Source organism: Amycolatopsis halotolerans, assembly GCF_042647905.1.
Taxonomy (GTDB): domain Bacteria; phylum Actinomycetota; class Actinomycetes; order Mycobacteriales; family Pseudonocardiaceae; genus Amycolatopsis; species Amycolatopsis halotolerans.
In genome coordinates this window covers 191,297-215,083 of sequence record NZ_JBHRWI010000056.1, presented here as the reverse complement: position 1 = coordinate 215,083, position 23,787 = coordinate 191,297, and the positions used below count along the sequence as shown (strand labels likewise).

24 protein-coding genes and 1 pseudogene are annotated in these 23,787 nt (G+C 67.7%); 13 read left to right on the top strand and 12 right to left on the bottom strand.

Annotation, left to right across the window (positions count from 1 at the left end; genetic code table 11):
- Positions 1-297: 297 nt before the first annotated feature.
- The gene (locus ACFORO_RS37990) at positions 298-1,770 is read right to left on the bottom strand and encodes an LCP family protein (RefSeq protein WP_377873279.1); all 1,473 of its coding nucleotides are present in this window, start codon (positions 1,768-1,770) and stop codon (positions 298-300) included.
- 209 nt (positions 1,771-1,979) lie between these two features.
- Between ACFORO_RS37990 and ACFORO_RS37985 the strand changes: the two genes are divergently transcribed.
- A complete protein-coding gene (locus ACFORO_RS37985; RefSeq protein ID WP_377873278.1) occupies positions 1,980-2,990 on the top strand; it encodes a glycosyltransferase in 1,011 nt (336 codons plus the stop codon).
- Positions 2,987-3,430, top strand: a pseudogene (locus ACFORO_RS37980) (polysaccharide deacetylase family protein); the annotation flags it as partial. The gene ACFORO_RS37985 and the pseudogene ACFORO_RS37980, both read left to right, overlap by 4 nt.
- A 156-nt stretch (positions 3,431-3,586) precedes the next feature.
- On the opposite strand, the gene ACFORO_RS37975 reads toward ACFORO_RS37980, so the two are convergent.
- Positions 3,587-4,585 carry a M56 family metallopeptidase gene (locus ACFORO_RS37975; protein WP_377873277.1) on the bottom strand — a complete coding sequence of 333 codons (999 nt, stop codon included), beginning with the start codon at positions 4,583-4,585 and terminating at the stop codon, positions 3,587-3,589.
- Position 4,586: 1 nt separating this feature from the next.
- Entirely contained in the window at positions 4,587-4,964 is a 378-nt protein-coding gene (locus ACFORO_RS37970) for a BlaI/MecI/CopY family transcriptional regulator (RefSeq protein ID WP_116203718.1), read from the bottom strand.
- Between the two features lie 90 nt (positions 4,965-5,054).
- On the opposite strand from ACFORO_RS37970, the gene ACFORO_RS37965 reads away from it, so the two are divergent.
- Genes ACFORO_RS37965 through ACFORO_RS37950 form a run of 4 tightly spaced genes read left to right on the top strand, consistent with a single transcriptional unit; the run spans position 5,055 to position 7,332 of the window.
- Entirely contained in the window at positions 5,055-5,657 is a 603-nt protein-coding gene (locus ACFORO_RS37965) for a DedA family protein (protein ID WP_354740316.1), read from the top strand.
- Positions 5,654-6,223 carry a phosphatase PAP2 family protein gene (locus tag ACFORO_RS37960; RefSeq protein WP_377873276.1) on the top strand — a complete coding sequence of 190 codons (570 nt, stop codon included), beginning with the start codon at positions 5,654-5,656 and terminating at the stop codon, positions 6,221-6,223. Before ACFORO_RS37965 ends, ACFORO_RS37960 begins: the two co-directional genes overlap by 4 nt.
- Entirely contained in the window at positions 6,220-6,585 is a 366-nt protein-coding gene (locus ACFORO_RS37955; RefSeq protein ID WP_377873275.1) for a DUF1707 SHOCT-like domain-containing protein, read from the top strand. The genes ACFORO_RS37960 and ACFORO_RS37955 overlap by 4 nt, the downstream gene beginning before the upstream one ends.
- Before the next feature lie 9 nt (positions 6,586-6,594).
- The gene (locus ACFORO_RS37950) at positions 6,595-7,332 is read left to right on the top strand and encodes an SDR family oxidoreductase (RefSeq protein ID WP_354740310.1); all 738 of its coding nucleotides are present in this window, start codon (positions 6,595-6,597) and stop codon (positions 7,330-7,332) included.
- Here ACFORO_RS37950 and ACFORO_RS37945 read toward each other — a convergent pair.
- From ACFORO_RS37945 to ACFORO_RS37935, 3 genes are read right to left on the bottom strand one after another with little or no spacing between them, the layout of a single operon-like run.
- Positions 7,329-8,867 (bottom strand): acyl-CoA synthetase, encoded by a 1,539-nt coding sequence (locus tag ACFORO_RS37945; RefSeq protein ID WP_377873274.1) that lies wholly within the window; start codon positions 8,865-8,867, stop codon positions 7,329-7,331. The genes ACFORO_RS37950 and ACFORO_RS37945 overlap by 4 nt on opposite strands.
- A gap of 16 nt (positions 8,868-8,883) precedes the next feature.
- Positions 8,884-10,005 (bottom strand): DUF5938 domain-containing protein, encoded by a 1,122-nt coding sequence (locus ACFORO_RS37940; RefSeq protein ID WP_354740306.1) that lies wholly within the window; start codon positions 10,003-10,005, stop codon positions 8,884-8,886.
- Between the two features lie 40 nt (positions 10,006-10,045).
- Positions 10,046-10,849, bottom strand: coding sequence for an SDR family NAD(P)-dependent oxidoreductase (locus ACFORO_RS37935; RefSeq protein WP_377873273.1), 804 nt, complete (start codon positions 10,847-10,849; stop codon positions 10,046-10,048).
- Positions 10,850-10,972: 123 nt separating this feature from the next.
- On the opposite strand from ACFORO_RS37935, the gene ACFORO_RS37930 reads away from it, so the two are divergent.
- The 4 genes from ACFORO_RS37930 (at position 10,973) to ACFORO_RS37915 (ending at position 14,127) form a co-directional block, all read left to right on the top strand.
- Complete coding sequence (locus tag ACFORO_RS37930) at positions 10,973-11,587, top strand: TetR/AcrR family transcriptional regulator (RefSeq protein ID WP_377873272.1); 615 nt, start codon at positions 10,973-10,975, stop codon at positions 11,585-11,587.
- A 95-nt stretch (positions 11,588-11,682) separates the two neighbouring features.
- On the top strand, positions 11,683-12,714 hold the full coding sequence (locus tag ACFORO_RS37925; RefSeq protein ID WP_377873271.1) for a Dyp-type peroxidase: 1,032 nt from the start codon (positions 11,683-11,685) through the stop codon (positions 12,712-12,714).
- The gene (locus ACFORO_RS37920) at positions 12,711-13,508 is read left to right on the top strand and encodes a family 1 encapsulin nanocompartment shell protein (RefSeq protein WP_354740298.1); all 798 of its coding nucleotides are present in this window, start codon (positions 12,711-12,713) and stop codon (positions 13,506-13,508) included. Before ACFORO_RS37925 ends, ACFORO_RS37920 begins: the two co-directional genes overlap by 4 nt.
- Before the next feature lie 82 nt (positions 13,509-13,590).
- Positions 13,591-14,127 (top strand): M15 family metallopeptidase, encoded by a 537-nt coding sequence (locus ACFORO_RS37915; protein WP_377873270.1) that lies wholly within the window; start codon positions 13,591-13,593, stop codon positions 14,125-14,127.
- Between the two features lie 21 nt (positions 14,128-14,148).
- Here the strand turns inward: ACFORO_RS37915 and ACFORO_RS37910 are convergent, their stop codons facing one another.
- Positions 14,149-15,354, bottom strand: coding sequence for a glycosyl hydrolase family 8 (locus ACFORO_RS37910; protein WP_354740294.1), 1,206 nt, complete (start codon positions 15,352-15,354; stop codon positions 14,149-14,151).
- An 884-nt stretch (positions 15,355-16,238) separates the two neighbouring features.
- On the opposite strand from ACFORO_RS37910, the gene ACFORO_RS37905 reads away from it, so the two are divergent.
- Together ACFORO_RS37905 and ACFORO_RS37900 are read left to right on the top strand one after the other, a co-directional pair.
- Positions 16,239-17,087 carry an ion transporter gene (locus ACFORO_RS37905; protein WP_354740292.1) on the top strand — a complete coding sequence of 283 codons (849 nt, stop codon included), beginning with the start codon at positions 16,239-16,241 and terminating at the stop codon, positions 17,085-17,087.
- Between the two features lie 356 nt (positions 17,088-17,443).
- Positions 17,444-17,584 (top strand): hypothetical protein, encoded by a 141-nt coding sequence (locus ACFORO_RS37900; protein WP_377873269.1) that lies wholly within the window; start codon positions 17,444-17,446, stop codon positions 17,582-17,584.
- A 115-nt stretch (positions 17,585-17,699) separates the two neighbouring features.
- Here the strand turns inward: ACFORO_RS37900 and ACFORO_RS37895 are convergent, their stop codons facing one another.
- The 5 genes from ACFORO_RS37895 to ACFORO_RS37875 all read right to left on the bottom strand — a co-directional run bounded on the left by ACFORO_RS37895 (position 17,700) and on the right by ACFORO_RS37875 (position 22,610).
- Positions 17,700-17,933 carry a hypothetical protein gene (locus ACFORO_RS37895; RefSeq protein WP_354740288.1) on the bottom strand — a complete coding sequence of 78 codons (234 nt, stop codon included), beginning with the start codon at positions 17,931-17,933 and terminating at the stop codon, positions 17,700-17,702.
- A 135-nt stretch (positions 17,934-18,068) separates the two neighbouring features.
- A complete protein-coding gene (locus ACFORO_RS37890) occupies positions 18,069-19,451 on the bottom strand; it encodes a GH1 family beta-glucosidase (protein WP_377873268.1) in 1,383 nt (460 codons plus the stop codon).
- Between the two features lie 2 nt (positions 19,452-19,453).
- Positions 19,454-20,308 carry a carbohydrate ABC transporter permease gene (locus tag ACFORO_RS37885; RefSeq protein ID WP_354740284.1) on the bottom strand — a complete coding sequence of 285 codons (855 nt, stop codon included), beginning with the start codon at positions 20,306-20,308 and terminating at the stop codon, positions 19,454-19,456.
- Complete coding sequence (locus tag ACFORO_RS37880; RefSeq protein ID WP_377873267.1) at positions 20,305-21,285, bottom strand: carbohydrate ABC transporter permease; 981 nt, start codon at positions 21,283-21,285, stop codon at positions 20,305-20,307. Before ACFORO_RS37880 ends, ACFORO_RS37885 begins: the two co-directional genes overlap by 4 nt.
- 2 nt (positions 21,286-21,287) lie before the next feature.
- Complete coding sequence (locus ACFORO_RS37875; protein WP_377873266.1) at positions 21,288-22,610, bottom strand: ABC transporter substrate-binding protein; 1,323 nt, start codon at positions 22,608-22,610, stop codon at positions 21,288-21,290.
- A 130-nt stretch (positions 22,611-22,740) separates the two neighbouring features.
- Between ACFORO_RS37875 and ACFORO_RS37870 the strand changes: the two genes are divergently transcribed.
- Positions 22,741-23,769 (top strand): LacI family DNA-binding transcriptional regulator, encoded by a 1,029-nt coding sequence (locus tag ACFORO_RS37870; RefSeq protein WP_377873287.1) that lies wholly within the window; start codon positions 22,741-22,743, stop codon positions 23,767-23,769.
- Positions 23,770-23,787: the final 18 nt, after the last annotated feature.

The following is a 23,787-nucleotide window of genomic DNA, read 5'->3' as shown; positions in this document are numbered from 1 at the left end:
GCCCCGAACCCAACCACTTGACAAACACAGAGGAACCCTCAAGGAGTCCTTCACGGACCGCCCGCGAACTCAACCCCCAAAGCGCCAAAGCCGTGCGCCCACCCACAAAACCGCACCGGTGCACCCAACTCGCCCAGCGCAGCCACACCCCCGCAACCCCGATACGAAGCCAAAATGCGGTCTGGGGTGGCTTGCCAAGGCATCTTTCCCGCCTTGGCAAGCCACCCCAGACCGTCATCGCACTCAAGCTTCGGGGTGCCCCCAACCCGAACCGGGCGATGTGCGAAGCACGAGCAGTCAGTTAACGCAAGTAACCCCATCAGCAGTAATATCCGGCGCACTCCCCGCAGGAGCCTGCAAAACTGCCGGAGCGGACGCAGGATGCACCCCAGAGTCATCCGAATACTTCTGCCCCAGGTAAACCCGGAAATGATCCTTCTCAAGAGAATTATCCGAAGCCACCGCAACCCCGCCAAGCTTCTCGCCGATAGCCTCAGCCTGACTGCGCTGCCCCCGCCCGTAGTACACAGTGGACGTACGGCGAGTAGCACTATTGGTCACGGACCCCCGCGAATACCCGGCAGCAGCAAGCTTGTCGGCAACCCGGTTAGCCAACCCATCCACCCCGGACGAGTTGCGCACGTCAACCGTATAAGCAGCCAACGCAGGATCCCCAGCAGAAGAAGACGGCGGCGCACCAGCCGAAGAGGACGGCGCAGAAGCAGACCCAGTCTGCTCCCGAACAAACTGCTGCACCTGCTTAGGGTCAACCTGCACGGCATCACCATCATTGGGCGTCTTCAGCGTGATGCTAACCACCGGAATAGTGACGAAGTTGATACTCCCAGCGCTCATCCCATGCAACTGCTGAGCAAACCCCAACAAGTCCCAGTTGGTATCAACGACAACGGCCTTCTTAACCGCCCCGATCAAAGCATCCAACTTGCCAGGATCAGTCAAGGTCCCAGCGGAAAGAATGGTCTTAGCCATGCTGGCCATAAAAACCTGCTGCCGCTTGATCCGGTCCAAGTCCCCATTGGGCAACCCATGCCGCTGCCGAACAAACTGCAACGCCTGCGCCCCAGCGACATTCTGCTGCCCAGCAGCAAAATTAGCCCCAGAATAACTGTCCTTAACCGGAGCCTTAAGGCAAACCGGAATCCCGCCAACAGCCTGGCTGACATAGTAAAACCCAGCCAGATTCACGGCAGCATAGTGCGTGATAGTCAACCCGGTCAGCTGCTGAACAGTCTCGATAGCGGTCTTAGCCCCAGCCTGAGCCGAGTCAGTCTCCAGCTGCGCCCCAGACTCTCCAGTGGCCTTCAGCTCATTCTTCCGGGCAATCTGCCCATAGGTATAAGCCGAATTGATCTTGTGCTTCCCGAACTTCCCGGCAAGCTGGACATAGGAGTCACGCGGGATAGAAATCGCTGTAGCATTCCCACCCCCGGCCGGGATGTGCACGACGATCATCGTGTCAGTCGTGTCCCCGCCATCCTCGGCGCCGCCCGCGTGCAGCTGGTCGAGAACGTCCTCCGGCAGCGGATTGCCCTCCGCGTCGGTGCGCGTGTCCAGGCCGACCATCAGGATGTTCTGCTCGCCCATCGGCGAACCGGCCCCGGCGCCGATCACGTCGGACCTGGTCAGGCCGTCGGTGATCTGGTTCAGCTTCGACCACGCGAAGGCGGTGCCGCCGAGGACGAGCAGCGAAACCACGGCCAGCAGCACCTGGGCGACGCGGATCGCGCTGGTGGTCTTGCGACGACGCATCGGGGTTCCTCTTCCTGCCACGTCCGGTGGTCGAAAGACCCACGGTAGCGGGCGTCTCACCTGGACGGGTTACCGCTTACCCCAAATTGCGGAGACGGCGCCCGGAATGTCGGACCGAGGGTGCACCTTCACCGGGGGTCCGGCCTCGACTCTCATTCTACAGGGATGTAGTTTTACTACAGTCGTGTAGAAGTCGAAAGGGGTGCCGGATGGCTCGCGTGGTGATCGTGTCCGCCCGGATCGGGGCAGGTCACGACGGGGCCGCCAGAGAGCTGGACCGGTGGTTCGCCGATCGCGGCGCGCACGTCGTCCGCGCTGATTTCCTGGACCTGCTCCCGGGAAGACTCGGCGAACTGCTCTGCGGCGCCTACCACCAGCAGCTCAACACGGTCCCGCGCAGCTGGGACTGGCTGCTCGGCGCACTCGGCACCCCGGCGCTGGCCGGAGCCGCCCGCCGGTTCGCCGGCCTCGCCACGCCGAGGCTCCGGGAACTGCTCGGCGACAACACCGACGTCGTCGTCTCGACCTATCCGCTCGCCACGCACGCGGTCGCCCGGCTGCGGCGCTCGAACGAGCTGACCGCGCCCCTGGTCGTCTACCTCACCGACCCGTCGGTGCACCGCCTGTGCGTCAGTCCGGACGCGACACTCACCGTCGCGCCCAACGAAACCGCCGCCCGCCAGGCCAAAGCGCTCGGAGCCGGTCGCACCCTCGTCTCGCGCCCGCTGGTCGCGCCCGCGTTCCGGCCGTCGACGGGGATGACCGAACGGCTGCGGCTCCGGCTCGCCTTCGGCCTTCCGCACGACGGCCCGCTGGCCTTGGTGGTCGCCGGATCCTGGGGCGTCGGCCAAATCGGACAGACCGCCGACGACCTCCTCGCGACCGGACTCGTCGAGCCGGTAGTGGTGTGCGGCCGCAACGAAGCGCTGGCCGAAAAACTGCGGAAAACCGGACACCGGCACGTCTTCGGCTGGGTCGACAAGATGCCCGAGCTGATGCGCGCGTGCGACGTCGTGGTGCAGAACGCGGGCGGGCTGACGACGTCGGAAGCGCTCGCGACCGGCCTGCCGGTGCTGACTTACCGCTGCCTGCCCGGCCACGGCCGCGCCAACGCCGCGGTGCTGCACGACGACGGGATCGTGCCGTGGGTCCACACGCCAAGCGAACTCACCGAAGCGCTTGAGTGGTTGCTTCGACGGCCGGTCAAGGCGGCCGGATGATCCGCGGACTCGCCGCGGCGGCCGTCGCGCACACGGCACCGGCGGCATTGTTCGTCCCGCGGCTGCGCCCGCCCCGCCTGGCCGGACGCGGCGACCCCAACCACGTGGCACTGACCTTCGACGACGGTCCGAACCCAGAGTCCACGCCGCAGTTCCTCCGAACCCTCGAGAAGCTGGACGTCCGCGCGACCTTCTTCGTGCTGGGCCGGGAGCTGGCGTCCGCACCGGAACTCGGCCGGGAGATCGCCGCCGCCGGGCACGAGATCGCAGTGCACGGCTGGGATCACCGCTGCTTCCTGCGCCGCTCCCCGAAGGCCCTGCACGACGAGCTGACCCACACCGTCGATCTGATCGAACTCGTCACCGGCACGCGACCGCAGTGGCTGCGCGCGCCGTACGGAGTGTTCAGCGCGAGCTCCTTGGTCTCGGCGCGGATCCTCGGTCTTCAACCCGTTTTGTGGAGTACCTGGGGATTCGACTGGACCAGTCGCGCCACTCCGCGCTCAGTCGTGCGCACTGTGTGCCGAAGGCTGACCGGTGGCGGCACGATCCTGTTGCACGACTCCGACGTCGCCGCCGCGCCGGGAGCCTGGCGGTCAGCGCTCGGCGCAGTCCCGGTGCTGGTGTCGGAATGCCGGGAGCGCGGGCTCGCTGTGGGTCCCTTGCGCGACCACGCAAGCGGCCTGCTGAGCGGTCTCGAGTCCGGTGTGCAGATCAGTGGCCGCGTCGAGCGTGCAAGCCGCGGACCAGGCGCAAGCGCCGAGTACGACCGCCACGGCGACCGCCGCGAGGGGATTTCGCCGCGAGCCTGACGAGGGGGCCGAAAGCAGCGCGCGCACGCGCTGCGGCACCGGTCCGCCGGTCGCGGCAAGCGCGAGCGACGGCTGAGAGCGGCTGGCCAGCGCGGCCTTCGCGACCGCAGTGGCTACCAGTTTCCGGTCGCCGACCCGGTCCGCCGCGGCTTCGTCCGCCCAGCGTTCCAGCGCGAACCGAGCTGCCGAACCGAGCGGCCGCAACACCGGGTTGACCGTGGTCGCGACCGTGACGATCGCGGCGAAAACGTGGTGTCGCAGCCGCAGATGCGCGCGTTCGTGCGCGAGCAGCGCGCGGCGTTCCCGAGGTTCCAGCGCCGACAGCATCCCGCTGGACACCGCGATCCGCCCGCCGCCTCCGGCCACCGCGAACGCGACCGGTTCCTCACCCGGCAGCAGCACGAAGCCGGCCTCGCGGGTGTGTGCGTTCAGCTCGGCGTGCACCTTCCGGTGCCAGCGCACGTACTGAATCGCCGCGCGGGTCAACGCGACCCCGGCGGCCACGAGCGCGATTCCGCTGACGATCGCCAGCGGCAGGTTCACCGCGTCGGCCCCGCGGAACGCGACCGCGGAGAAATCGCCCAGCTCGCCGACGAACGGCAGCTGCGCCAGGCCCGCCGCGGCGAGGAGCGCGAGCGTCGCCGTGCTGCCGACGGCGAGCACCAGCGCGGACCCGGCGAGCAGCCAGCTGCCCAGCCGCGGCGACAGCCGGGGCGCGACCCAGCGCGCGACCGGCCAGGAGGCAAGCGGCAGCAGCAGGGGAGCGAGCAGGTCGAGGTTCACGTCAGCCGCCGTTCTGGCGCAGAAGATCGCGCAGCACGCGCTCGTCCGAGGCGGACAGGTTCGACACGAATTTCGCCAGCACGCTGGAGCGGTCCGCTTCGGCGTCGAGCACCTTGCTCATCCGGCGGGCGGCGAGCCCGGGTTCGTCGTCGGCGGCGCGGTAGGTGAACGAGCGGCCCTGTTTCTCCCGGGTCGCCACGCCCTTCTCGAACAGCCGGGACAGGATCGTGACGACGGTGGTGTAGGCCAGCCCGCCGCCGATCCGCTCCTGCACGCCGGCGGCCGACATCGGCTCGTCGGATTCCCACAGCACCGCGAGCACCTCGGCCTCCAGCTCGCCGGGAGCCCGCCGGGCGCTCTCGCCCCGTCCGTTCCGCATGGCCCAAATTCTACCTGTTTGTCGAAGCAGCTCGGCTCACTACTACGTTCATGTAGAATTTCGACAGTTGTGTAGTAGTTGGAGGTGGGCATGCTCGACCCGAAGTGGCTGCTGGCCGCGTTCGGCCCGCTCGGCGTCTTCGCGGTGATGTTCGCCGAGACCGGATTGCTGGTGGGCTTCTTCCTGCCGGGCGATTCGCTGTTGTTCACCGCGGGGGTGCTGGCGGCCTCGTCGAAGCTGCACCTGTCGCTCGCGGCGGTCATCGTCGCCGCGGCGGCCGGGGCACTGCTCGGCGCGCAGGCCGGCTACATCCTCGGCCGGCGCGGCGGCGGCGCGCTGCTCGTCCGCGTGCGCAGCAAGCACCTGCACGAGGGCGTCGCGCGCGGATCGGCGCTGCTCACCCGGTACGGGCTCGGCAAAGCAGTGGTGCTGGCCCGGTTCATCCCGGTGGTCCGGACCGTGCTGAACCCGCTCGTCGGCATCGCCGGGATGCCTGCCGCGAAGTTCGCGATGTGGCAGGTGCTCGGCGGTCTGCTGTGGACAGTCGGGGTGACGCTCGCCGGGTACGCGCTGGGCGCGTCGGTGCCGAACATCGACACGTATCTGCTGCCGATCATCGCCGTGGTGGTGCTGCTTTCGCTGAGCCCGCTGCTGGTCGAACTCGTCCGCGCACGCCGGAGCGCGGCGCGATGATCGATGCCGGGCTATATCGCGACGTCACGGATTTCGCGTGGTCACAGCAGTGGCTGGCCGGAATCGCGACGACGTTCAGCGAGTACGGGGTTTTCCTGGTCGTGCCAGTGATCCTCGCGCTGCTCTGGCGGGCGCGCACCAGGGGAGCGGCGGCGCTGGCTGCCGCGGCATGGGTGCCGATCGCGATCGCGGTGGCGCTCGCCGTGGACACCGTGCTGAAGTCGGTGTTCGCCGAGGTCCGGCCGTGTCGCGTGGTCGCTGGCGTGCACACGCTGCTGCCGTGCGACCCGCCGACCGACTACGCGTTTCCCAGCAACCACACGGTCATCGTCGCGGCGTTCGCGGTGGCGGTGCTGCTGGTGAACCGCAAATGGGGAGTCTGGGCGCTCGTTTTCGCGGTGCTGATGGGGATTTCGCGGGTGTACGTCGGGGCGCATTACCCGCACGACGTGCTCGCGGGGTTCGTGGTCGGCACCGGGGTCGGGCTGCTCGGGCTCGTGGTCCGCGAACCGCTCGCGAAGGTAGCGGTTCGGCTGATTCCGGCCGTATCCGGGAGGAAAGCATGACCGATCGACCTGTCCGCTGCTCCGATGCCGAACGCGAGCAAACGACGAAAGTCCTGAACAACGCTGCGGGCGAGGGGCGGCTGAGCCTGGCCGAGGTGGAAGAACGGGTCACCACCGTCTATTCGGCGCAGTACCGGCACGAGCTGGACGCGGTGGTCGCGGATCTGCCGACACCTGCGGCACGGGCGAGCTGGCAGCCGTTGCTCCTGCTGGCCGGACATCAGCTGGTCACGGAGTTCGGCACCGCGTCCGCGCGGCGGAAGCTGGCCGTCGGGATGCTGCTGATGATCGCGGTGGCGATGATGGTTTTCCTTGCCGCGCACGGCTTCGCAGACGGAGGGCATCACTTCGAGCACCACTAGACTGCTGGCGTGCAGAGTGAAGCGGGCGTCGCCTTGGTCACCGGAAGTTCGCGCGGCATCGGCAGGGCGATCGCGGAACGGCTGGGTGCGGACGGGTTTTCGGTCGCGGTCAACTACCGCGCCGATCAGGAGGCGGCCGAGGCCGTCGTCGCCAAGATCCGCGCGGACGGCGGGCAGGCGACCGCTCTGCGCGCGGACGTGACCGACGATGCCGAGCTGCGCGGCCTTTTCGACCGCACGGAACAGGAATTCGGCGGTCTGGACGTGGTCGTCGCCAACGTGGGGATCGCCCGGTTCGTGCCGCTCGCGGAGGCCTCCGACGAGATCTTCGACCTGATCTTCTCCACCAACCTGCGGCCGACCTTCGTCTCCCTGCGCGAGGCGGCCCGGCGAGTGCGCGACGGCGGCCGGATCGTCGTGGTGTCGAGCGGGGTGGTCCAGACGGCCCGGCCCGGCACCGGGATCTACGGTGCCGCGAAGGCCGCCGGAGACCAGTTCGTCCGGGTGCTGGCGAAGGAACTCGGCCCGCGCGGCGTGACGGTGAACAGCGTGCTCCCGGGCGCGGTCCGCACGGACGCGCTCCTCGCCGACGGACCGCCGGGCGTGGTCGAGTTCAGTACGAAACAGACCCCGCTCGGCCGCATCGCCGAACCCGGCGACATCGCGGACATCGTGGGTTTTCTGGCGTCTGACCAGGCCCGTTGGGTCACCGGCCAGACCGTGCACGCGGGCGGCGGCCAGTTCTAAGAGCGCTCGGCCAGCAGCTGTGTCCGCACGTCGGTCTTCAACACCTTCCCGACCTTCGACCGCGGCAGATCCGGCCAGAGCAGGACCTCCTTCGGCGTCTTCACGCTGCCGAGGAGCTCCTTCACCGTGGCCCGCAGCTCGTCCGCGGCAGCGGTACGCCCTTGGTGGAGCTGGACGACCGCCGTCACCTGCTCGCCCCACTTCTCGTGCGGCAACCCGACCACCGCGCAATCCTGCACCGCGGGATGCGTCATCAGTGCCTGCTCCACCTCGGCCGAGTAGACGTTGAACCCGCCGGTGATGATCATGTCCTTCGCCCGGTCCACGACGTACAGGAAGTTCTCCTCGTCGAGGTAGCCGATGTCGCCGGTGTGATGCCAGCCGTGCCTGCTGACGTCCGCGGTCGCCTCCGGATTCCGGTAGTACCCCGGCATCACCAACGGCCCGCGCACCACGATCTCGCCGCGTTCGCCGCGCGGCAACAGGGTTCCGTCATCGGCCATGATCGCTACCTGCGTCAGCGGTGTCGGACGGCCCGCGGAGGTGAAGCGTTCGCGCGCCAGGGAACCGTCCGGATGGAAGTGGTCGGCCGGGGCCAGCGTGGAGATCATCATCGGTGCCTCGCTTTGCCCGAACAGCTGTCCGAGCACCGGCCCGATGCGGGTGATCGCTTCCTCCAGTCGGGCGGCGGACATCGGCGCGGCGCCGTACCAGAGGCATTCCAGCGAACTGAAGTCCGTTGTGGACAGTGCGGGATGGTCCAGCAGCAGGTAAATCAGCGTGGGCGGCAGAAAGGTGTGGGTAATCCGGTGCCGTTCGATCAGGTCGAGAAACCGGCCGAGATCCGGCGACGGCATCACCACGATCTCCCCGCCGAGTGCCAGCACCGGGAAGCACAGCACCCCGGCGGCGTGCGTGAGCGGGGCGAGCGCGAGGTAGCGCGGACGCGGCTGGAACGGGTAGCTCATCAACGTCAGCGCCGACATGGTTTCGACGTTGTGCCCGGTCAGCACCACGCCTTTCGGCCGTCCGGTGGTGCCGCCGGTGCCGACGAGCATCGCCGTGTCGTCCGGCGGATCGGACTGCCACGGCGTGCCGGGAAGCCCGTCGACCCATTCGGCCAGCGGGAGCGCGCCGGGGAACGAGCCGTCGAGACACACCACCGCGGTCAGCTTCGGCAGCTGACCGGCGATGCGGGAGACGAGCGGTGCGAACGACTCCTGCACGAGCAGGCACGTGCAGTCGAACAGGTCCAGCAGCTCCCGGTTCTCCGCCGCCTCGTTGCGCGGGTTGACCGGGCACCAGACCGCCCCTGCCCGGCTGATGCCGAAGACGCACCCGAACGACACCGGGTCGTTCGCGGAGAGGATCGCCACCTTGTCGCCCGGCCGCACGCCGGAACGCGCGAGCGCCCGGGCGACCCGCCAGGACAGCTGCTGGACCTCGCCGTAGCTGAGCGATCCGCCGTCCGTGGTCAAACACGGGGCGGACGGGCCCAGCGAGGCGCCTTTGTCGAGGTAATCGGTCAGTCGCACCGCTCGTCTCCCCGTCTCAGGACTGCACCGTCAGAACCGGATTCGAGACCAGCCCGAACGACCGCAGCACGCCGAGCAGTTCGCGGTGCCCGAACGCCTGGCACGCCGACGCGAACCCGGCCCGTCGCGGCGGTTGCTGCAGCAGCGAATACGCCGCGTACGCCTGCATCAGCCCGGTCTGCTTGTAGTTGCAGGTCCCGTGGATCACGCAGTGCGCGCGGCCGAGCGGGCCGGAGGCGTGCACCGAGTCCAGCGACGTGTTGATCCGCTGGTTCTCCCTCGGCGGCATTTCGTCCCGGACCGCGGCGGCCTGCTCGTGCAGCACCTTGAGTTTTTCCTCCAGCGGCAGGTCTTTCACCTGCTCCAGCACGGCCGCGACGATCTGCGGCACGCCCTGCATCAGCGCCCGGTCGAACACGCCGCCGACCGCTTTCACGTTGGCCACGCGCGGATCGTTCTTGAACCACACCGGGTGCGACGTCCCGCCCCACGGCAGCGCGAGCCCGATCTCGTGATGTCCTGGCACGGCCACGTCCTGCAGCCCGCCGTCGGCTGGCCAAGGCGCGTATTCGTTCTGCTCCAAGTAATACGCGGCGGACAGCGCGGCGTTCACCAGGATGGTCTGCGTGGAAGCGACTGTGGGGTAACCCTTCCAGAACACCAGGATGTCCAAAGTGTCTAGACCGGGTGTCTCCAGGCAGAGGTTCGCCGCGATCTCGCCGGTGGTGTACATCTGCGCGATGCCAGGGGAGAGCAGCAGGCCCTTGGCGGCCATGTCCGCGCCGTAGCGCTCTTCGGCGGAGATGAGCCAGTCCTGCTCGCCGGTGGTGTCGAGGTAGTGCGTTCCGGATTCGAGACAGGCCTGGACGACTTCGTGGCCGTATTCGCTGAACGGGCCGACGGTGTTGCACACGACCGACGCGTCGCGGAAAAGCTCGGTGAGCGGGCCGGTTTCGTGCGATACCTCGACGACCTCGTGGTCCACGGTGTCGAGGCCCGGAATGTGGTCGAGCGCCGCCTGGACCCGGGCCTTGTCCCGGCCGGCCGCGGTGAAGGGCACGTTGTACTCGCGGAGGTATTCGCAGATCAGGCGGCCGGTGTAGCCGGACGCGCCGTAAACGACGACGGGCTTGGTCACTGGGTTTCCTTTCTTGGAGTGCCGGAGCGCTGGAAGGGGTTCACATGCCCATGCCGCCGTCGACCGGGAGGCCGGTGCCGGTGATGAAGCGGGCGGCGTCGGAGGCGAGGAAGACCACCGCGTCGGCCATGTCGGCGACCTCGCCGAGCCGTCCGGCCGGGGTCTGCGCGACGACCGCGCCGATCGCCTCCTCGACGCTCGGGAACAGCCCGACGTCGACCACGTCGGTCGCGAGCTGGTTGCCCATCTGCGTCGGGACCAGGCCCGGGTACACGCAGTTCACCCGCACCCCGTAGCCGAGCTTCCCGGACTCCATCGCCGCGACGCGGGTGAGCCGGTCGACCGCCGATTTCGTCGCCGAGTAGCCCGCGATGCCGGGAAACGCGATGGTCGCGGCCACCGAAGAGATGTTCACGACCGCACCGCCGTTTCCGGCGACGCCGCCGGGCCGCATGGCGCGGAACGCGTGCTTCACGCCGAGCGAGGTGCCGAGCACGTTGACCTCGAGCATTTTCCGCACGTCGGCCGGGTTGAGGTCGGCGACGAGACCGGTGATCTCCACACCCGCGTTGTTCACGACGATGTCCAGCCCGCCGTGCTCGCCGACCACTGCCTCGACCGCCTGTGCCCAGTTGTCGTCGTCGGTCACGTCCAGCCGGACGAACCCGCTGCTGGCCCCGCTCTGCTTGATCGCGTCGGCGGTCTGACGGCCGAGGTCCTCCTGGACGTCGGCGATCACCACCGCCGCGCCTGCCTTCGCGAGCGCCTCGGCCATGCCCTGGCCGAGGCCCTGCGCGCCGCCTGTGACCAGCGCGGTGCGCCCGGTCAGGTCGTAAGAACCCATCGACATCTCCTCCTTGAGACGTGCCGCCGGTGCGGTGTAGGTCACACCGTAGCTAATTTTGGACAGTCGTCAAGATTTTCTTGGACACTCGTCAAGAAACGCTGTCGCGCTAGACTGCCGGGTGTGACACAGGCGAAGGAGCGCATCTCCCGCCGCGCCGTGGACAAGTTCGCCCAGCGCCGGGAGCAGCTGGCCGAGTCCGCGCTGCAGGCGCTGGCCGAGCTGGGCTATGCCCGCACGAGCCTGCGCGAAATCGCCCAGAAATCCGACTTCTCGCACGGCGTCCTGCACTACTACTTCGCCGACAAGGTCGAGCTGCTCACCTACGCGGTCCGCAAGTTCGAAGAGGTCTGCGTGACCCGCTACGACGACGTGGTGGCAGCGGCAGGCTCGGCTGAGGAGCTGAAACGCGGCTTCGGCGCGGCCATGGCCGGCACGCTGCGGACCGACGCGGCGATGCATCGCCTCTGGTACGACCTGCGCAACCAGAGCCTGTTCGAGGAGTCGTTCCGCGGCGACGTGCTCGACATCGACGAACAGCGCCAGGACATGGTGTGGCGCGTCGTCCGGCGCTACGCCGAGTTCGCCGAACGGCCCGCTCAGGTGTCGCCGGAGGTCGCGTACGCCGCCTTCGACGGCTTGTTCCAGCGGGCGCTCCTGCAGCAACTCGCCGGCCAGGACGAGGCGGCGGACCGGTTGGAAGCCGACGTCGCGGCTCTGCTCACGCACTTCGTCTGACGGTTACCCCGCCCGAGTGGTGATGCCCGGTGCGCGCGCCCGTCCGTGGTTAGGATGCGGTCGGACGGTCACCGGGTGAGAAGGGGTGCGCGAGCGTGCAAGCGGGGGACCTTGAACCGCCTGAACCGCAGGCCGTTTCCGCGCCGTTGACCAGGGCGGCGATCTTCCTGATGGTCAGCGTCGACGCCGGTGCCGAGCAGACCGCGAAAGACCTCCTCGCCGACCTGGCCGGGCTGCAGCGCGCGGTCGGCTTCCGCGACGCCAGTGCCGGGCTCACCTGCGTCGCCGGGATTTCGTCCGCGGCATGGGACCGGATCTACGGCGGTCCGCGACCCGCGGAACTGCACGAGCTGCCGGTCTTTTCCGGCGAGAAGCACACGAGCGTGCTCACCGCCGAGGCCGACCTGCTGTTCCACCTCCGCGCGGAGCGGCTCGACCTGTGCTTCGAGCTGGAATCGCTGATCATGGACCGGCTGCGCGGCTCGGTGAAGGTGCTCGACGAGGTGCAGGGTTTCCGGTACTTCGACGCGCGCGACGTGCTCGGTTTCGTCGACGGCACGGAGAATCCGACCGGAGGCGGCGTCCGGCAGGCAGTGCTGGTGGACGACGACGAGCCGTTCGACCGCGGCAGCTACGTGGTCGTGCAGAAGTACCTGCACGACATGCCGGCCTGGAACGCGCTCAGCACCGAGCAGCAGGAGCTGGTGATCGGACGGCGCAAACTGTCCGATGTGGAGCTTTCGGACGACGAAAAGCCCAGTGACTCGCACATCGCGCTCAACGTGATCACCGACGACGAGGGCAACGAGCTCGACATCCTGCGCGACAACATGCCGTTCGGCCGTCCCGGGCACGACGAGTTCGGCACGTATTTCATCGGCTACACCAAATCTCCCGCGGTGATCGAGAAAATGCTGGAGAACATGTTCGTCGGGTCGCCGCCGGGCAACTACGACCGGATTCTCGATTTCTCCACGCCGCACACCGGCGCGCTGTTCTACGTGCCGACAGCGGACTTCCTGGAAGATCCGCCGGACGCCCCGCCCGAGCCGGAACCGTCGGCCGCCGCGACACCCGCCGGGACGTCGCTGAACATCGGAAGCCTGCGAAGGAGCATTCGGTCATGAACAACCTGCATCGCGAACTCGCCCCGATCTCCGCCGCCGCGTGGGCGGACCTGGAGGAAGAGGCGAAGCGCACGTTCGCCGAGTTCGCTGCCGCGCGCCGGGTGGTCGACGTCGTCGTCACCGGAGACCCGGCGCTCGCCGCGATCGGCACCGGACGCCGCGAACGGGTCGGCGGCAAGTTCGACGGCGTCGCGACGAGCCTGCGCACTGCGCAACGGATCGTGGAGTTGCGGGTGCCGTTCACGGTGTCGCGCGAGGAAGTCGATTCGGTCGAGTGGGGTGCGAAAGACGCCGACTGGCAGCCGGTGAAGGACGCCGCGCAGCAGATCGCGTACGCCGAGGACCGGATCGTGCTCGACGGTTTCGCCGAGGCGGGCATCACCGGCATCCGCCCGGCGTCGTCGCTCTCGCCGATCGCGCTGCCGCCCGAGGCCCCTGGCTACCCGAAGGCGATCGGCGACGCGATCGCCGAACTGCGCGACGCGGGCGTGGCCGGTCCGTACACCGTCCTGCTCAGCGACGACGAGTTCACCGCCGCGTACGAGGCGGCCAACCACGGTTATCCGGTGCTGGAACACCTGAAGCAGATCGTGGACGGCGACCTCATCCGCACGCCCGCCATCAGCGGCGCCTGCGTGCTGTCGACCCGCGGCGGCGACTACGAACTCCACTTCGGACAGGATCTGTCCATTGGCTACTCCAGCCACGACGCGTCCACTGTGGAGCTGTACTTCTACGAGACGCTGACGTTCCTCGTGAACACCGCCGAAGCGGGGATCGGGCTGACCGCCTGACGTTACCTGATCATGCGGTCTTGTTACGCAGCGCGGACATTCGCCGGACCTTCCGGGGATACCCGCTCGCGATAGTTGCGGCGTGCTGCAGAACAAGATCAAGAACGTGCTGCTCGTGCTGCCCGTGGTAGTTGTCGCCGGCTGCTCCGGTCTCGCCGTCCTCGACGGCGACCCGGACCACGACCCGGCTCAAGGCGGTGCCCCTGAGGGCGTCACGCTCACGCCGTTCGACACGAACTACCCGGCCGTCGGGAATCTCGACGCGGCGTTGCGAAAAGCGTTGCAGGACGCGGCAACCGACGCGCGTCAGCGCAAAGTGGACATTCACATCGCGTCCGGCTGGCGAACCAAGGAGTACCAGCAGAAACTGCTCGATGCGGGCATTGAAAAGTACGGCAGCCTGGAAAAGGCGCGGAAGTACGTGAACACGCCGGAACAATCGACGCACGTGTCCGGCAAGGCCGTCGACGTCGCCCCCACCCGCGCCGACGACTGGCTCATCCAGCACGGCGCGAAATACGGCCTGTGCCAGGTGTATTCAAACGAGATGTGGCATTTCGAACTGCTCACCACGCCGGGCGGCAAGTGCCCGCCCACCCGTACGGACGCCGCCGGTTAGCGTCCGTACGGGCGGCCCAGGTCACGGAGCCCAGTAGTTACCGGACATCACCAGGTAGACCAGCAACTTGATGGTCTCGCCGTAGTAAGTGTCGTCATACGGGTTGCCCGCCATGTACTTCCACAGCGAATCGGTCCACGCCTGATCGCCGGCGACCATCGCCGCGACACCCACCGGATTCGCCGCCACCTCGGACTGGTCGCTGGTCTTGGTCGGCGTACCGTCCAATTTGGTATGCGGATAGATCTTGGCCGGGTTGCCGCCGGATTTGCTCTTGTAGCTGGCCGACTCCTTCTTGGCGACGTCGGTCGCGACCTTGCCGCCGTACAGCAGCGCGTCAGTGCCCATGTGCCAAGGCACGCGAACCGAGTTGTACCCGACGATGTTGTCCGGCTGATTTTCCAGGTGATCCGCCGGCGCGGGCTTCGGACTGCTGGTGTTCGCGCCGACCACGAAGTCGGACAACAGATTCGCGTTCGGCGAGTACTTGGCCGTGAACTGGGTGATCAGCTGCTCAGTCCTGGTGACGACCTTGTTCCAGTCGTGCGCGGTGTCGTACTTCGCGAACGCGCGCAAGTGGTCGAGCATGAAGTCCGACGGCCGGGTGTCGTCGTTGCCCGCGTCGTCGGCGATCTTGAGATGCCCGTCGGAGGCGACGTCGTGCTGGTAAACCTTGGCCAGCCAGTCCTTCGCGGCCGCGCTGTAGCCGCCCCACTGCCTGTCTGCGAGAATCAGGCCGTAACCGACGTCGAGGTCGCCGTCGGTGGCGGAGTCGGGGGTGCCGCCGTCGGAGTACTTGCAGGTCTTGCCGTCGATCACCCACTGGAACAGCCCCTTGCTGTCCCGGTGGTCCTGGACGAACTTCCACATCCCGTCGAAAATCGTCTTGGCCTGGTCGTCGTAGCCCGCCATCAGCGGGACGATGTTCATCCCGTAGCCCTGAGCCTCGGAAACGGTGCCCTTGTTGGGCGCGTCGTCGGTGGCCCAGACGAGGTAACCGCCGCAAGCCTGGCGGAGGTAAGTTTTCTTCCAAGAGTCGTACTGCTTCTTGACCGCGGAGTCCTGCTCGGACTGGCTAACCGACGGCCGGACACCGGTCTGGTAGGTGACGTGCGCGGGGAACGGATGCGCCACAGAAGCTGCGGTGGCGGGCCCGGCGCCAGCCAACGCGGCAGTAAGCGAAACGGAAGCGGCGGCGAACAGCGCCACCTTCCGGGAAGCGGGCATGGAGGGACTCCTTGTTAGTAAACTTTCCTAACTAGGCGGCGTTGGGGAAAGCCTGCTGCCAGTGGGGTGATCGTGTCAAGATGTCCGGCTCGGATGGTTCAGGTGTACCGGTTCCGAAGCTTTCCGTGAGCCACCTTCACGACCTCCGCGGTCTGGTTGGTGCTCCGTGGGGCCTCTTCGCAGGCTTCGGGCCGGTCGGCGTTCTGGGGTGGGGGCCTTCGCAGGCTTCAGGCCGGTTGGCGTTCTGAGGTGGGGGTCTTCGCGGACTTCGGCCGGTTGGTGTTCCTGAGGGGAACCCTCGTGGGCTTCGGGCCAGTTGGGTTCCGTGAGGGGAACCCTCACGGACTCTGAGTCCCTCAGGGTTCCCCTCACGACCACGGATCGCCTTGCCGACTCGCCGCCATCGCGATGCACCCAATGTGGCGTTCGGTGCGCGGCACGCACCCAATGTGGCGTTCGGTGCGTCAGACGCACCCAACGCCACATTGGGCCGCTAACCTCCGCCGCGAACCCCAACCAGCCAGCGCGCCCAAGTCACGGATCCGCTCGCTCAACCGCGCTCGCACGCCCAACCGGTCAGCGCGCCCAGGCCGCGCGCCCACCGGGAAACCGCAGCCAGTGCACTCAACTCGCCAAGCACCCACACCACCCCCGCACCCCGATACGAAGCCAAAATGCGGTCTGGGGCGGCTTGTCAAGGCATCTTTCAGCCTTGACAAGCCACCCCAGACCGTCATCACAATCAAGCTTCGGGGTGCCCCAAGCCAGGAACGGCGACGTGCGAAGCACGAGCAGTCCGAAACGCCCCCGCAAGATTCCCAGCCCCACCGACGCAGGCATGGGATCATCACCCCCGGCAACAACCAGGGAACAGGGGAGCCAGCATGACCACCGGCCGTTCGGCCCAAGCCGAACTCAACAGCGGCATCCTCCCCGGCAACGTCCGGGCAGACGACTGGATCATGCTCGCCCTAGCCGTAGTCTCCACGGGAATGCTGGCCTGGCTCCTCATCAGCCCGCCCCCGCCGGACGTCAGCCACTGGTTCTTCATCGCGGACTGCACCATCTGCGCCATCTTCTTCCTGGAACTCCTCCACCGCTGGCGCAAACAGGGCTGGCGAGCGGCCTTCCTGGCCCGAACCTGGTACGAGATCTTCGCGATGATCCCCGTCGCCCACCCGGCCTTCACCCAAAACCACCACGTCCTCGGCGTAATCCTCCTGATCATCCGCCTCGGCCGGGCAGCGGACCGAGCCGTGGGCGAACAGTTCACCTACCGCCTGGTGGACAAACTCTCCGAACCCATCGTCCGCGCCATCAAAAAGCCGGTGACCATCGCCGTCCTGGACGAAGTGGTCAAGGTCTTGGAAACCGGCAACTACCCCGAAAACCTCGCCAAATCCCTCAGCGAAAACAAGACCGAACTACGCGCCATCATCACCGAAAAGATCTCCGAGGACCCTCAACTGGGCAAACTGCGCAGGCTCCCCTTCCACGACGAAATCGTCCGGGCCACCGTGGACACGTCCTTCCGAGTCCTCCTGGAAGTCCTCCTGGACCCGAGAATCGACGACTTCTTCTCCTCCGTGGTCCGCGACAACCGCGAACAAATCCGCCGCGCCGTCGCGCTGGGACTGGCCGATGTGGACGACTCCCCGGACGAACACCTGCTGCGCACCCGTACCCAGCGCACCGCCGCGCACGAATACGACGCCAACCACCCCGCCCGTTGATCATCCATTGTGGACATACCTACCGTGCGCCGTCGCGCGCTGACTCTCCGTTGCGGCACAAAGTATTCGCCCGCAATGGACAAGCGGTGAACCGTCAACCGCTGAAAGAGTGCACTGTGGTCGCGCGGTGCGCGCACAGGTGCCTGGAGTAGGGTGAGATCTCTCGTTCCGTTGCTGCACAAGGGTTGTGTTGGCTCGAGTACGAGGCGTTCCCGCCGGTGCCGGGGCAGACTGGAGCCGGCGGGGAGGTTGAGCGCTGGTTTGGAGTCGTGGACGTGATTGATAGCGGGCAGCAGGTACGAAAGTGCCGTCGGCGGGACTGTGCGGAGGATTCCTTGTGGCGCGGGCTGTGCTCCGTGCACTGGAACCGCTGGCAGAGCGGCGCGGACGCACTCGAACTTCCGGACGATGACGTTCCCCCGCCGCCCGCGCAGGTCTGGTGGCCGCCGGAGCGCTCGCACGCGCCGTTGAGCAGCCGGGTGCTGCCGGGCCCGTAATCGCTCCCCACCCGCGCTGAACACGGTCGGCGCGCGCTCGGTTACCCCGGGCCACCGGGCAAGACGCAGTTCTGGCCCCCGGACAACACGTGTCCGAGGGCTGAATGCTGAGCGCTTACCGGCGCGAACGTGGGATGCGCGGCTTCTCAGGCGCGGAGAGCATCCGCACCAGCCGGGCCCGCGCCACCCGATAGAGCAGGTCGCCGCGGTCGTCCGGGACGACTCTGCCGTCGAGGTCGCGCCCGGCCGCGCGCACCACCACCTCGACCGCCTCAGCGGGCACCCGGCCCGCGAATTCCCCGGTCAGCCACGTGGTGACCTCGTCGGCCACCCGGCTCCGCACCGTCATCGGACACTCCCAGTCTCCGCTCGCGGGGCCGTTCGAGGCGGCCCCGGCACTGGTCCGACGACGGCGTCCGGGCGCCGTGACGCGAAAACCGAGGAGAAAGTCTTTCCTGGCGGCGCGAGTAAACCCGGGAGTAGGTCACCTCAGCGCGTTGCGCGCGATCACCTCCGCATACCACCGCGCGCTGCGCTTCGGCGTGCGCCGCTGGGTGCGATAGTCGACGTGCACCAGGCCGAAGCGTTTCGCGTATCCCTCGGCCCATTCGAAATTGTCGAGCAGCGACCAGTAGAAATACCCGCGCAGATCCACTCCGTGGGCCAGCGCGTCGTGCGCGGCCCGCAGATGCGCGTCGAGAAAGGCGACACGATCGTCGTCGGAGATCTCGCCGTTGCGGAGCACGTCCGGATACGCCGCGCCGTTTTCGGTGACGTACAACGGTACCGGCGGGTAATCCCGATGCACCTGCAGCAGCGATTCGGTCAGCCCGGCGGGTTGGACTTCCCAGCCGGAATGCGTGCGCGGCGCGGCCAGGTCCGGGACGAAGTGCACCTGCCCGGCTCCCGGCCATTCCCGGCCCGCCGGGGTGCTTCCCGCCCGCGCCGAACCGGCTACCCGGTAGCCGCGGTAGTAGTTGACGCCCAGCCAATCGATCGGCTTGCCGACCACCGCCTCGTCGCCGTCGCGCACCACGGCGTCGAAGCCGAACCGCGCCAGGTCCTCGCGCAGATCGGCGGGATAGCCGCCGCGCAGCAGCGGGTCGAGGAACAACCGGTTCTGCAGCCCGTCGATCCGGCGGACGGCGTCGGTGTCGTTGGCGTCGTCCGAGTCCGCGACGACTGGGTACAGATTCAGCGTGATCCCGGACGGTGAGCTGGTGTGCTGCCGCAGCACGGCCATCGCCAGTCCGTGCCCCAGCAGCAGGTGATGCGCCGCGGCTACCGCACCCTCCGGTGACGTCCGGCCGGGCGCGTGGACGCCCGAACCGTAGCCGAGCATCGCCGCGCACCACGGTTCGTTCAGCGTCGACCAACTCGCCACGCGATCGCCGAGCCGGGCCGCGACGGTCTCGGCGTACTCGGCGAACCGGTAGGCCGTGTCGCGCGCGGTCCAGCCGCCGCGATCCTCCAGCGACTGCGGAAGATCCCAGTGATACAGCGTCGCCCACGGCTGGATGCCCGCCCCCAGCAACTGGTCCACGAGCCGGTCGTAGAACCCCAGCCCGCGCGGCTCCGGCTTGCCGTGCGGCCGGATTCGCGGCCAGGAAAGGGAAAACCGGTACGCGGTGAGCCCGAGCGAGCGCATCAGCGCGACATCGTCGGCGTAACGGCGGTAGTGGTCGGCGGCCGGGTCGCCGGTGTCGCCGCCTGTCACCGCGCCCGGCCGCGCGGCGAACGTGTCCCAGACAGACGCCTCGCGTCCGTCCACTGTGGTCGAACCCTCGACCTGGAAGGCCGCCGTGGCGGCGCCCCAGACGAACGCGTCCGGGAACGCGAGCACGTCGGGGATCGGCTGTGCGGACATGGTCACCCTTTCACGGCGCCTTGCATGATCCCGGCCACGATCTGGCGGCCGAGCAGGAGAAAGACGATGAGGATCGGAATCGTGGCCAGCGTGGTGCCCGCGAGCACCAGCGAATAGTCGACGTAGTAGCCGCTCTGCAGCTTTTCCAACGCCACCTGGACGGTCGGATTGCCCGCGTCGAGCACCACCAGCGGCCACAGGAAATCGTTCCAGGACGTCATGAACGTGAACATGGCGAGGATCGCCGCGGCCGGGCGGACGGCGGGAAGGCACACGTTCCAGAAGATCCGGATCATGCTGCACCCGTCCATGCGGGCGGCTTCGATGAGCTCGTACGGCAAAGCGTCCACTGTGTACTGCCGCATCCAGAACACGCCGAACGCGGTGACCAGGTTCGGCACGATCACCGACTGCAGTCCGCCCGCCCAGCCGAGTTTCGACATCGCGATGAACAACGGGATGATGCCGAGCTGGGTCGGCACCGCGAGTGTCACGACGATGAACACGAACAAGCCGTTGCGGCCGCGGAAGCGCAGTTTGGCGAAGGCGAACCCGGCCAGCGACGAGAAGAGCACTGTGGTGAGCGTGACTGTTCCGGACACGATGATGCTGTTGCCGAGTGCCCGCCAGAACGGCACGGTGTCAAAAACCCGTGCCGCGTTGGCGAAGAAGTTGCCGCCTGGCAGCAAGGGCGGGATTCGTTCGGTGAGCATTCCGTTGTCGCGGCTGGCGACGAGAAACGACCAGTAGAACGGGAACAGCGAGCCGAGCACGAACACGATCAGCACGCCGTAGGTCGCCTTGCGCGGCTTGCCGAGCCGGGCCGCGCGCGCCCGCAGACCTAATTGGACGCTCATCCGCGCCTCCCCGCGAGCCGACCGGTGACGAAGTAGTTGATCAGCGCGATCACGACGATGATCAGGAAGAGCACCCATGCGATCGCGGACGCGTAGCCGAGATTGAAATTCTCGAAAGCGGTCTGGTACAGATACAGCGTCACGGTCTGGAATTGGTGGGTGGAACCGCCGTTGTTCGATCCGGGCATCGCGTCGAACAGCTTGGGTTCGGTGAAGATCTGCAGCCCGCCGATCGTCGAGGTGATAGTGACGAAGATGAGCGTGGGTTTGAGCAGCGGCAACGTCACGTGGGTGAAGCGGCGCACGGTGCCCGCGCCGTCGATCAGCGCGGCCTCGTGCAATTCCTTCGGAATGGCTTGCATCGCGGCGAGAACGATCAGCGCGTTGTACCCGGTCCACCGCCAGTTCACCATGATCGCGATGGCGACGTGGCTGGCGAACCGGTTGGCCTGCCAGTCCACAGGGGACAGTCCGAGCGTCTGGAGCACGCCGTTGACGAGTCCGTATCGCGGGCCGAACAGGTTCGCGAAGATGATCCCGAGCGCCACTAGGCTCGCCGCATAAGGCAGCAGAATCCCGACGCGCCAACTGGTCGCGCCGCGCAGCCGCAGCGTGAGCACGGCGGCGAGCAGCACCGCGATGATCAGTTGTGGCACGCTGGACAGCAGAAATATGCTGACCGTGTTTTCCAGCGCGTGCCAGAACTGCGTGTCCGCGAACAGTTCCTTGAAGTTGTCCAGCCCGATGAAGTCCGGGTTGTCGTCGCCGGCTTTCCAGGAGAACAGCGACACGTACGCGGTGTACAGCAACGGGAACATGCCCACGATGGCGAACACGATGAAGAACGGCGCCACGTAGAGATACGGCGAGACTTTGACATCCCAGCGAGCCAGCCGGTCGCGGAGGCCGGGCCGCGTCGCAGTTTGCGGCCGCGTCGTGGCCCGGCTTTCCGGAGCGGTCTTGTCGGTGACAGTCATCGTCAGCGAGCGAGTTTCTTCGCGCCGTCGACCAGCCGCTGCCAGCCGTCCGCGGCCGAAGCGCCCTGTTCCACCGACTGCAACGCCGGGCTGGCCACGTTTTCCTGGATCTGACCGTCGTTCGGGCCCTTGTACTGCGGTTTCGCCACCTTCTTCGCCTGCTCGGCAAACAATTCGCCGATCTTCGCGCCGCCGAAGTACGCGTCGGTCGCGTTCAGCAGCTGCGGGCTTTCCAGCGCCTTCGCCTGGCTCGGGAAGTTGCCCTTGGCCTCGAACGCCTTGATCTGCTGCTCCGGCGCGGTGAGCCAGGCGGCGAGTTCAGCGGCCTCGCGAGGATGCTTGCTCTGCGTCGGCACCGTCAGGTACGAACCGCCCCAGTTGCCGCCTCCGCCGGGAAACGCCGCGGTGACGGCCCATTTGCCCGCGTTGTCCGGTCCGGCCTGTTCCTTGATCACGCCGAGCATCCACGCCGGACAGGCCTTCGTGGCGAACGCGCTCTGCTTGAACCCGGAATTCCATTCGTTGCTGAACGCGGTGAGCTTCGCCGATTCGCCTTTCGCGACCGCGTCGGTCACCTTCGCCCAGGCGTCCTTGATGCCCTGGTTGGTGTCCAGCGTGAGCTTGTCACCGGTGTCGAGGTAGCCGACCGGCAGCTGGTTGACCATGGAGTTGAAGTTCTGCGCCGCGGAATCGAACCACGCCTTGCCGGTCTTGGCGGTGTACTGGGCACCGGCCGCGAAATAGCTGCCCCAGGTGGCGAACAGCGGTTTCACCGCCTCCGGGTCGCTGGGCAGCCCGGCCGCGGCAAGCAGGTCCTTGCGGTAGCACATGGCGAGTGGGCCGATGTCCGTGCCGTAGCCGATCAGCTTGCCGTTTTTGTCTTTGCCCGCCTCGTATTTCCACGAAAGCCAGCGGTCCGGCGAAACCTCCGAAGGCCCGATCTTGCTCAGGTCGTTGAACTTCGAGGACTTGCTGAGAATGTCCGACAGGTGGCCTTCCTCGACGGCCTGCACGTCGGCGAGCCCGGAGCCGGCGGCGAGCTTCGTCATCATGTCCTGGGCGTACGGGCCGCCCTGACCGGTTTTGCGGTGGGTGATCTTGATGTTCGGGTGCAGCCGCTCGTACTCCGGGATGAGCGCCTCGTAGCCGAATTCCGTGAACGTCGCGAGCGTCAGCTCCACGTGCTCGTTCGGCCCGGCCGCCGCGGGCACGTCGCCGTCGCCTCCGCCGCACGCCGCGGCGCCCACCGCGGTCATCGTGATGCCCAGTGCCAGCACCAGGCCCTTCCGGAACGTTGTCACCGTCGTCAACCCCTTGGAAGTCATTCTGGGAGCGCTCCCAGATGCCGACCGAGTGTGTTGCAGGTAACGAGGGATGTCAAGGCCGGAGCATCCGGGAGCGCTCCCGGCCGGACGCCGTTAAGCTGGCCCGACCGACAGTCAGGGGGTGGGCGAAGTGGTGCCTCGGTCCGAGGACGAGCGGCCGACGCTGGAGGACGTCGCGGCGTTCGCCGGGGTTTCGCGGTCCACCGCGTCGCGCGCGTTGAACGACGACGCGTACGTCAGCGCGCGCTCGCGCGAGAAGGTGCTGGCCGCGGCACGGGACCTCGGGTATTCGCCGAATCAGGCCGCGCGCTCGCTCGTCACCCGGCGGACCGGCGCGATCGCGGTGGTGCTGTCGGAGCCGGAAGCCCGGCTGCTCGACGACCCGTACCGGACCGCGGTGATGCGCGCGGGCTACCGGGAACTGGCGGACGTCGGCTGCCAGATGGTGTTGCTCTTCAGCGACACCCGCGAGGATCTTGGCCGTACTGTGCGGTTTCTCGAGGGCGGGCACGTCGACGGCGTCCTCGTCTTCGCCCCGCACCGCGCCGATCCGCTGCCCCGGGCGTTGCGGTTGCTGAAGCTGCCCACGGTGTTCGGCGGGCAGGCCGCCGATCTGCGCCGGGGTGTGCACCTGGTGGATTTCGACAACGAGGGCGGCGCCCGGCAGGCGGTGACGCACCTGGTGGAATCCGGCCGCCGCCGGATCGCGACCATCGCGGGCCCGCAGGACCAGGGCGCGCCGATCGACCGGCTCGCCGGCTGGCGCAAGACGCTCGTGGACGCCGGGATCGACCCCGCCGGGCTGTCCGAGGAGGCCGACTTCACCCTGGCCGGCGGCGCGAAAGCGATGGCCGCGCTGCTGGAGCGGGTGCCTGGTCTCGACGCGGTGTTCGTCGGCAGCGACATGATGGCGGTGGGCGCGCTGCGCACGCTGTCGGACGCCGGCCGCGACGTGCCCGGCGACGTCGCGGTGGTCAGCTTCGACGACAACGCCGCGCTGGCCCCGGCCATGACACCGCCGTTGACCTCGGTGCATCAGGACCCGCGCGAGCAGGTCCACGCGATGGTCTCGACGCTGATGCGGCTGCTGGACGGCGAGGACGTCGCGCCGGGCGCGCAGATCCTGCCGGTGTCGCTGGTCGTGCGCGAGTCCAGCTAACCCGGCGATTCCGGCTGG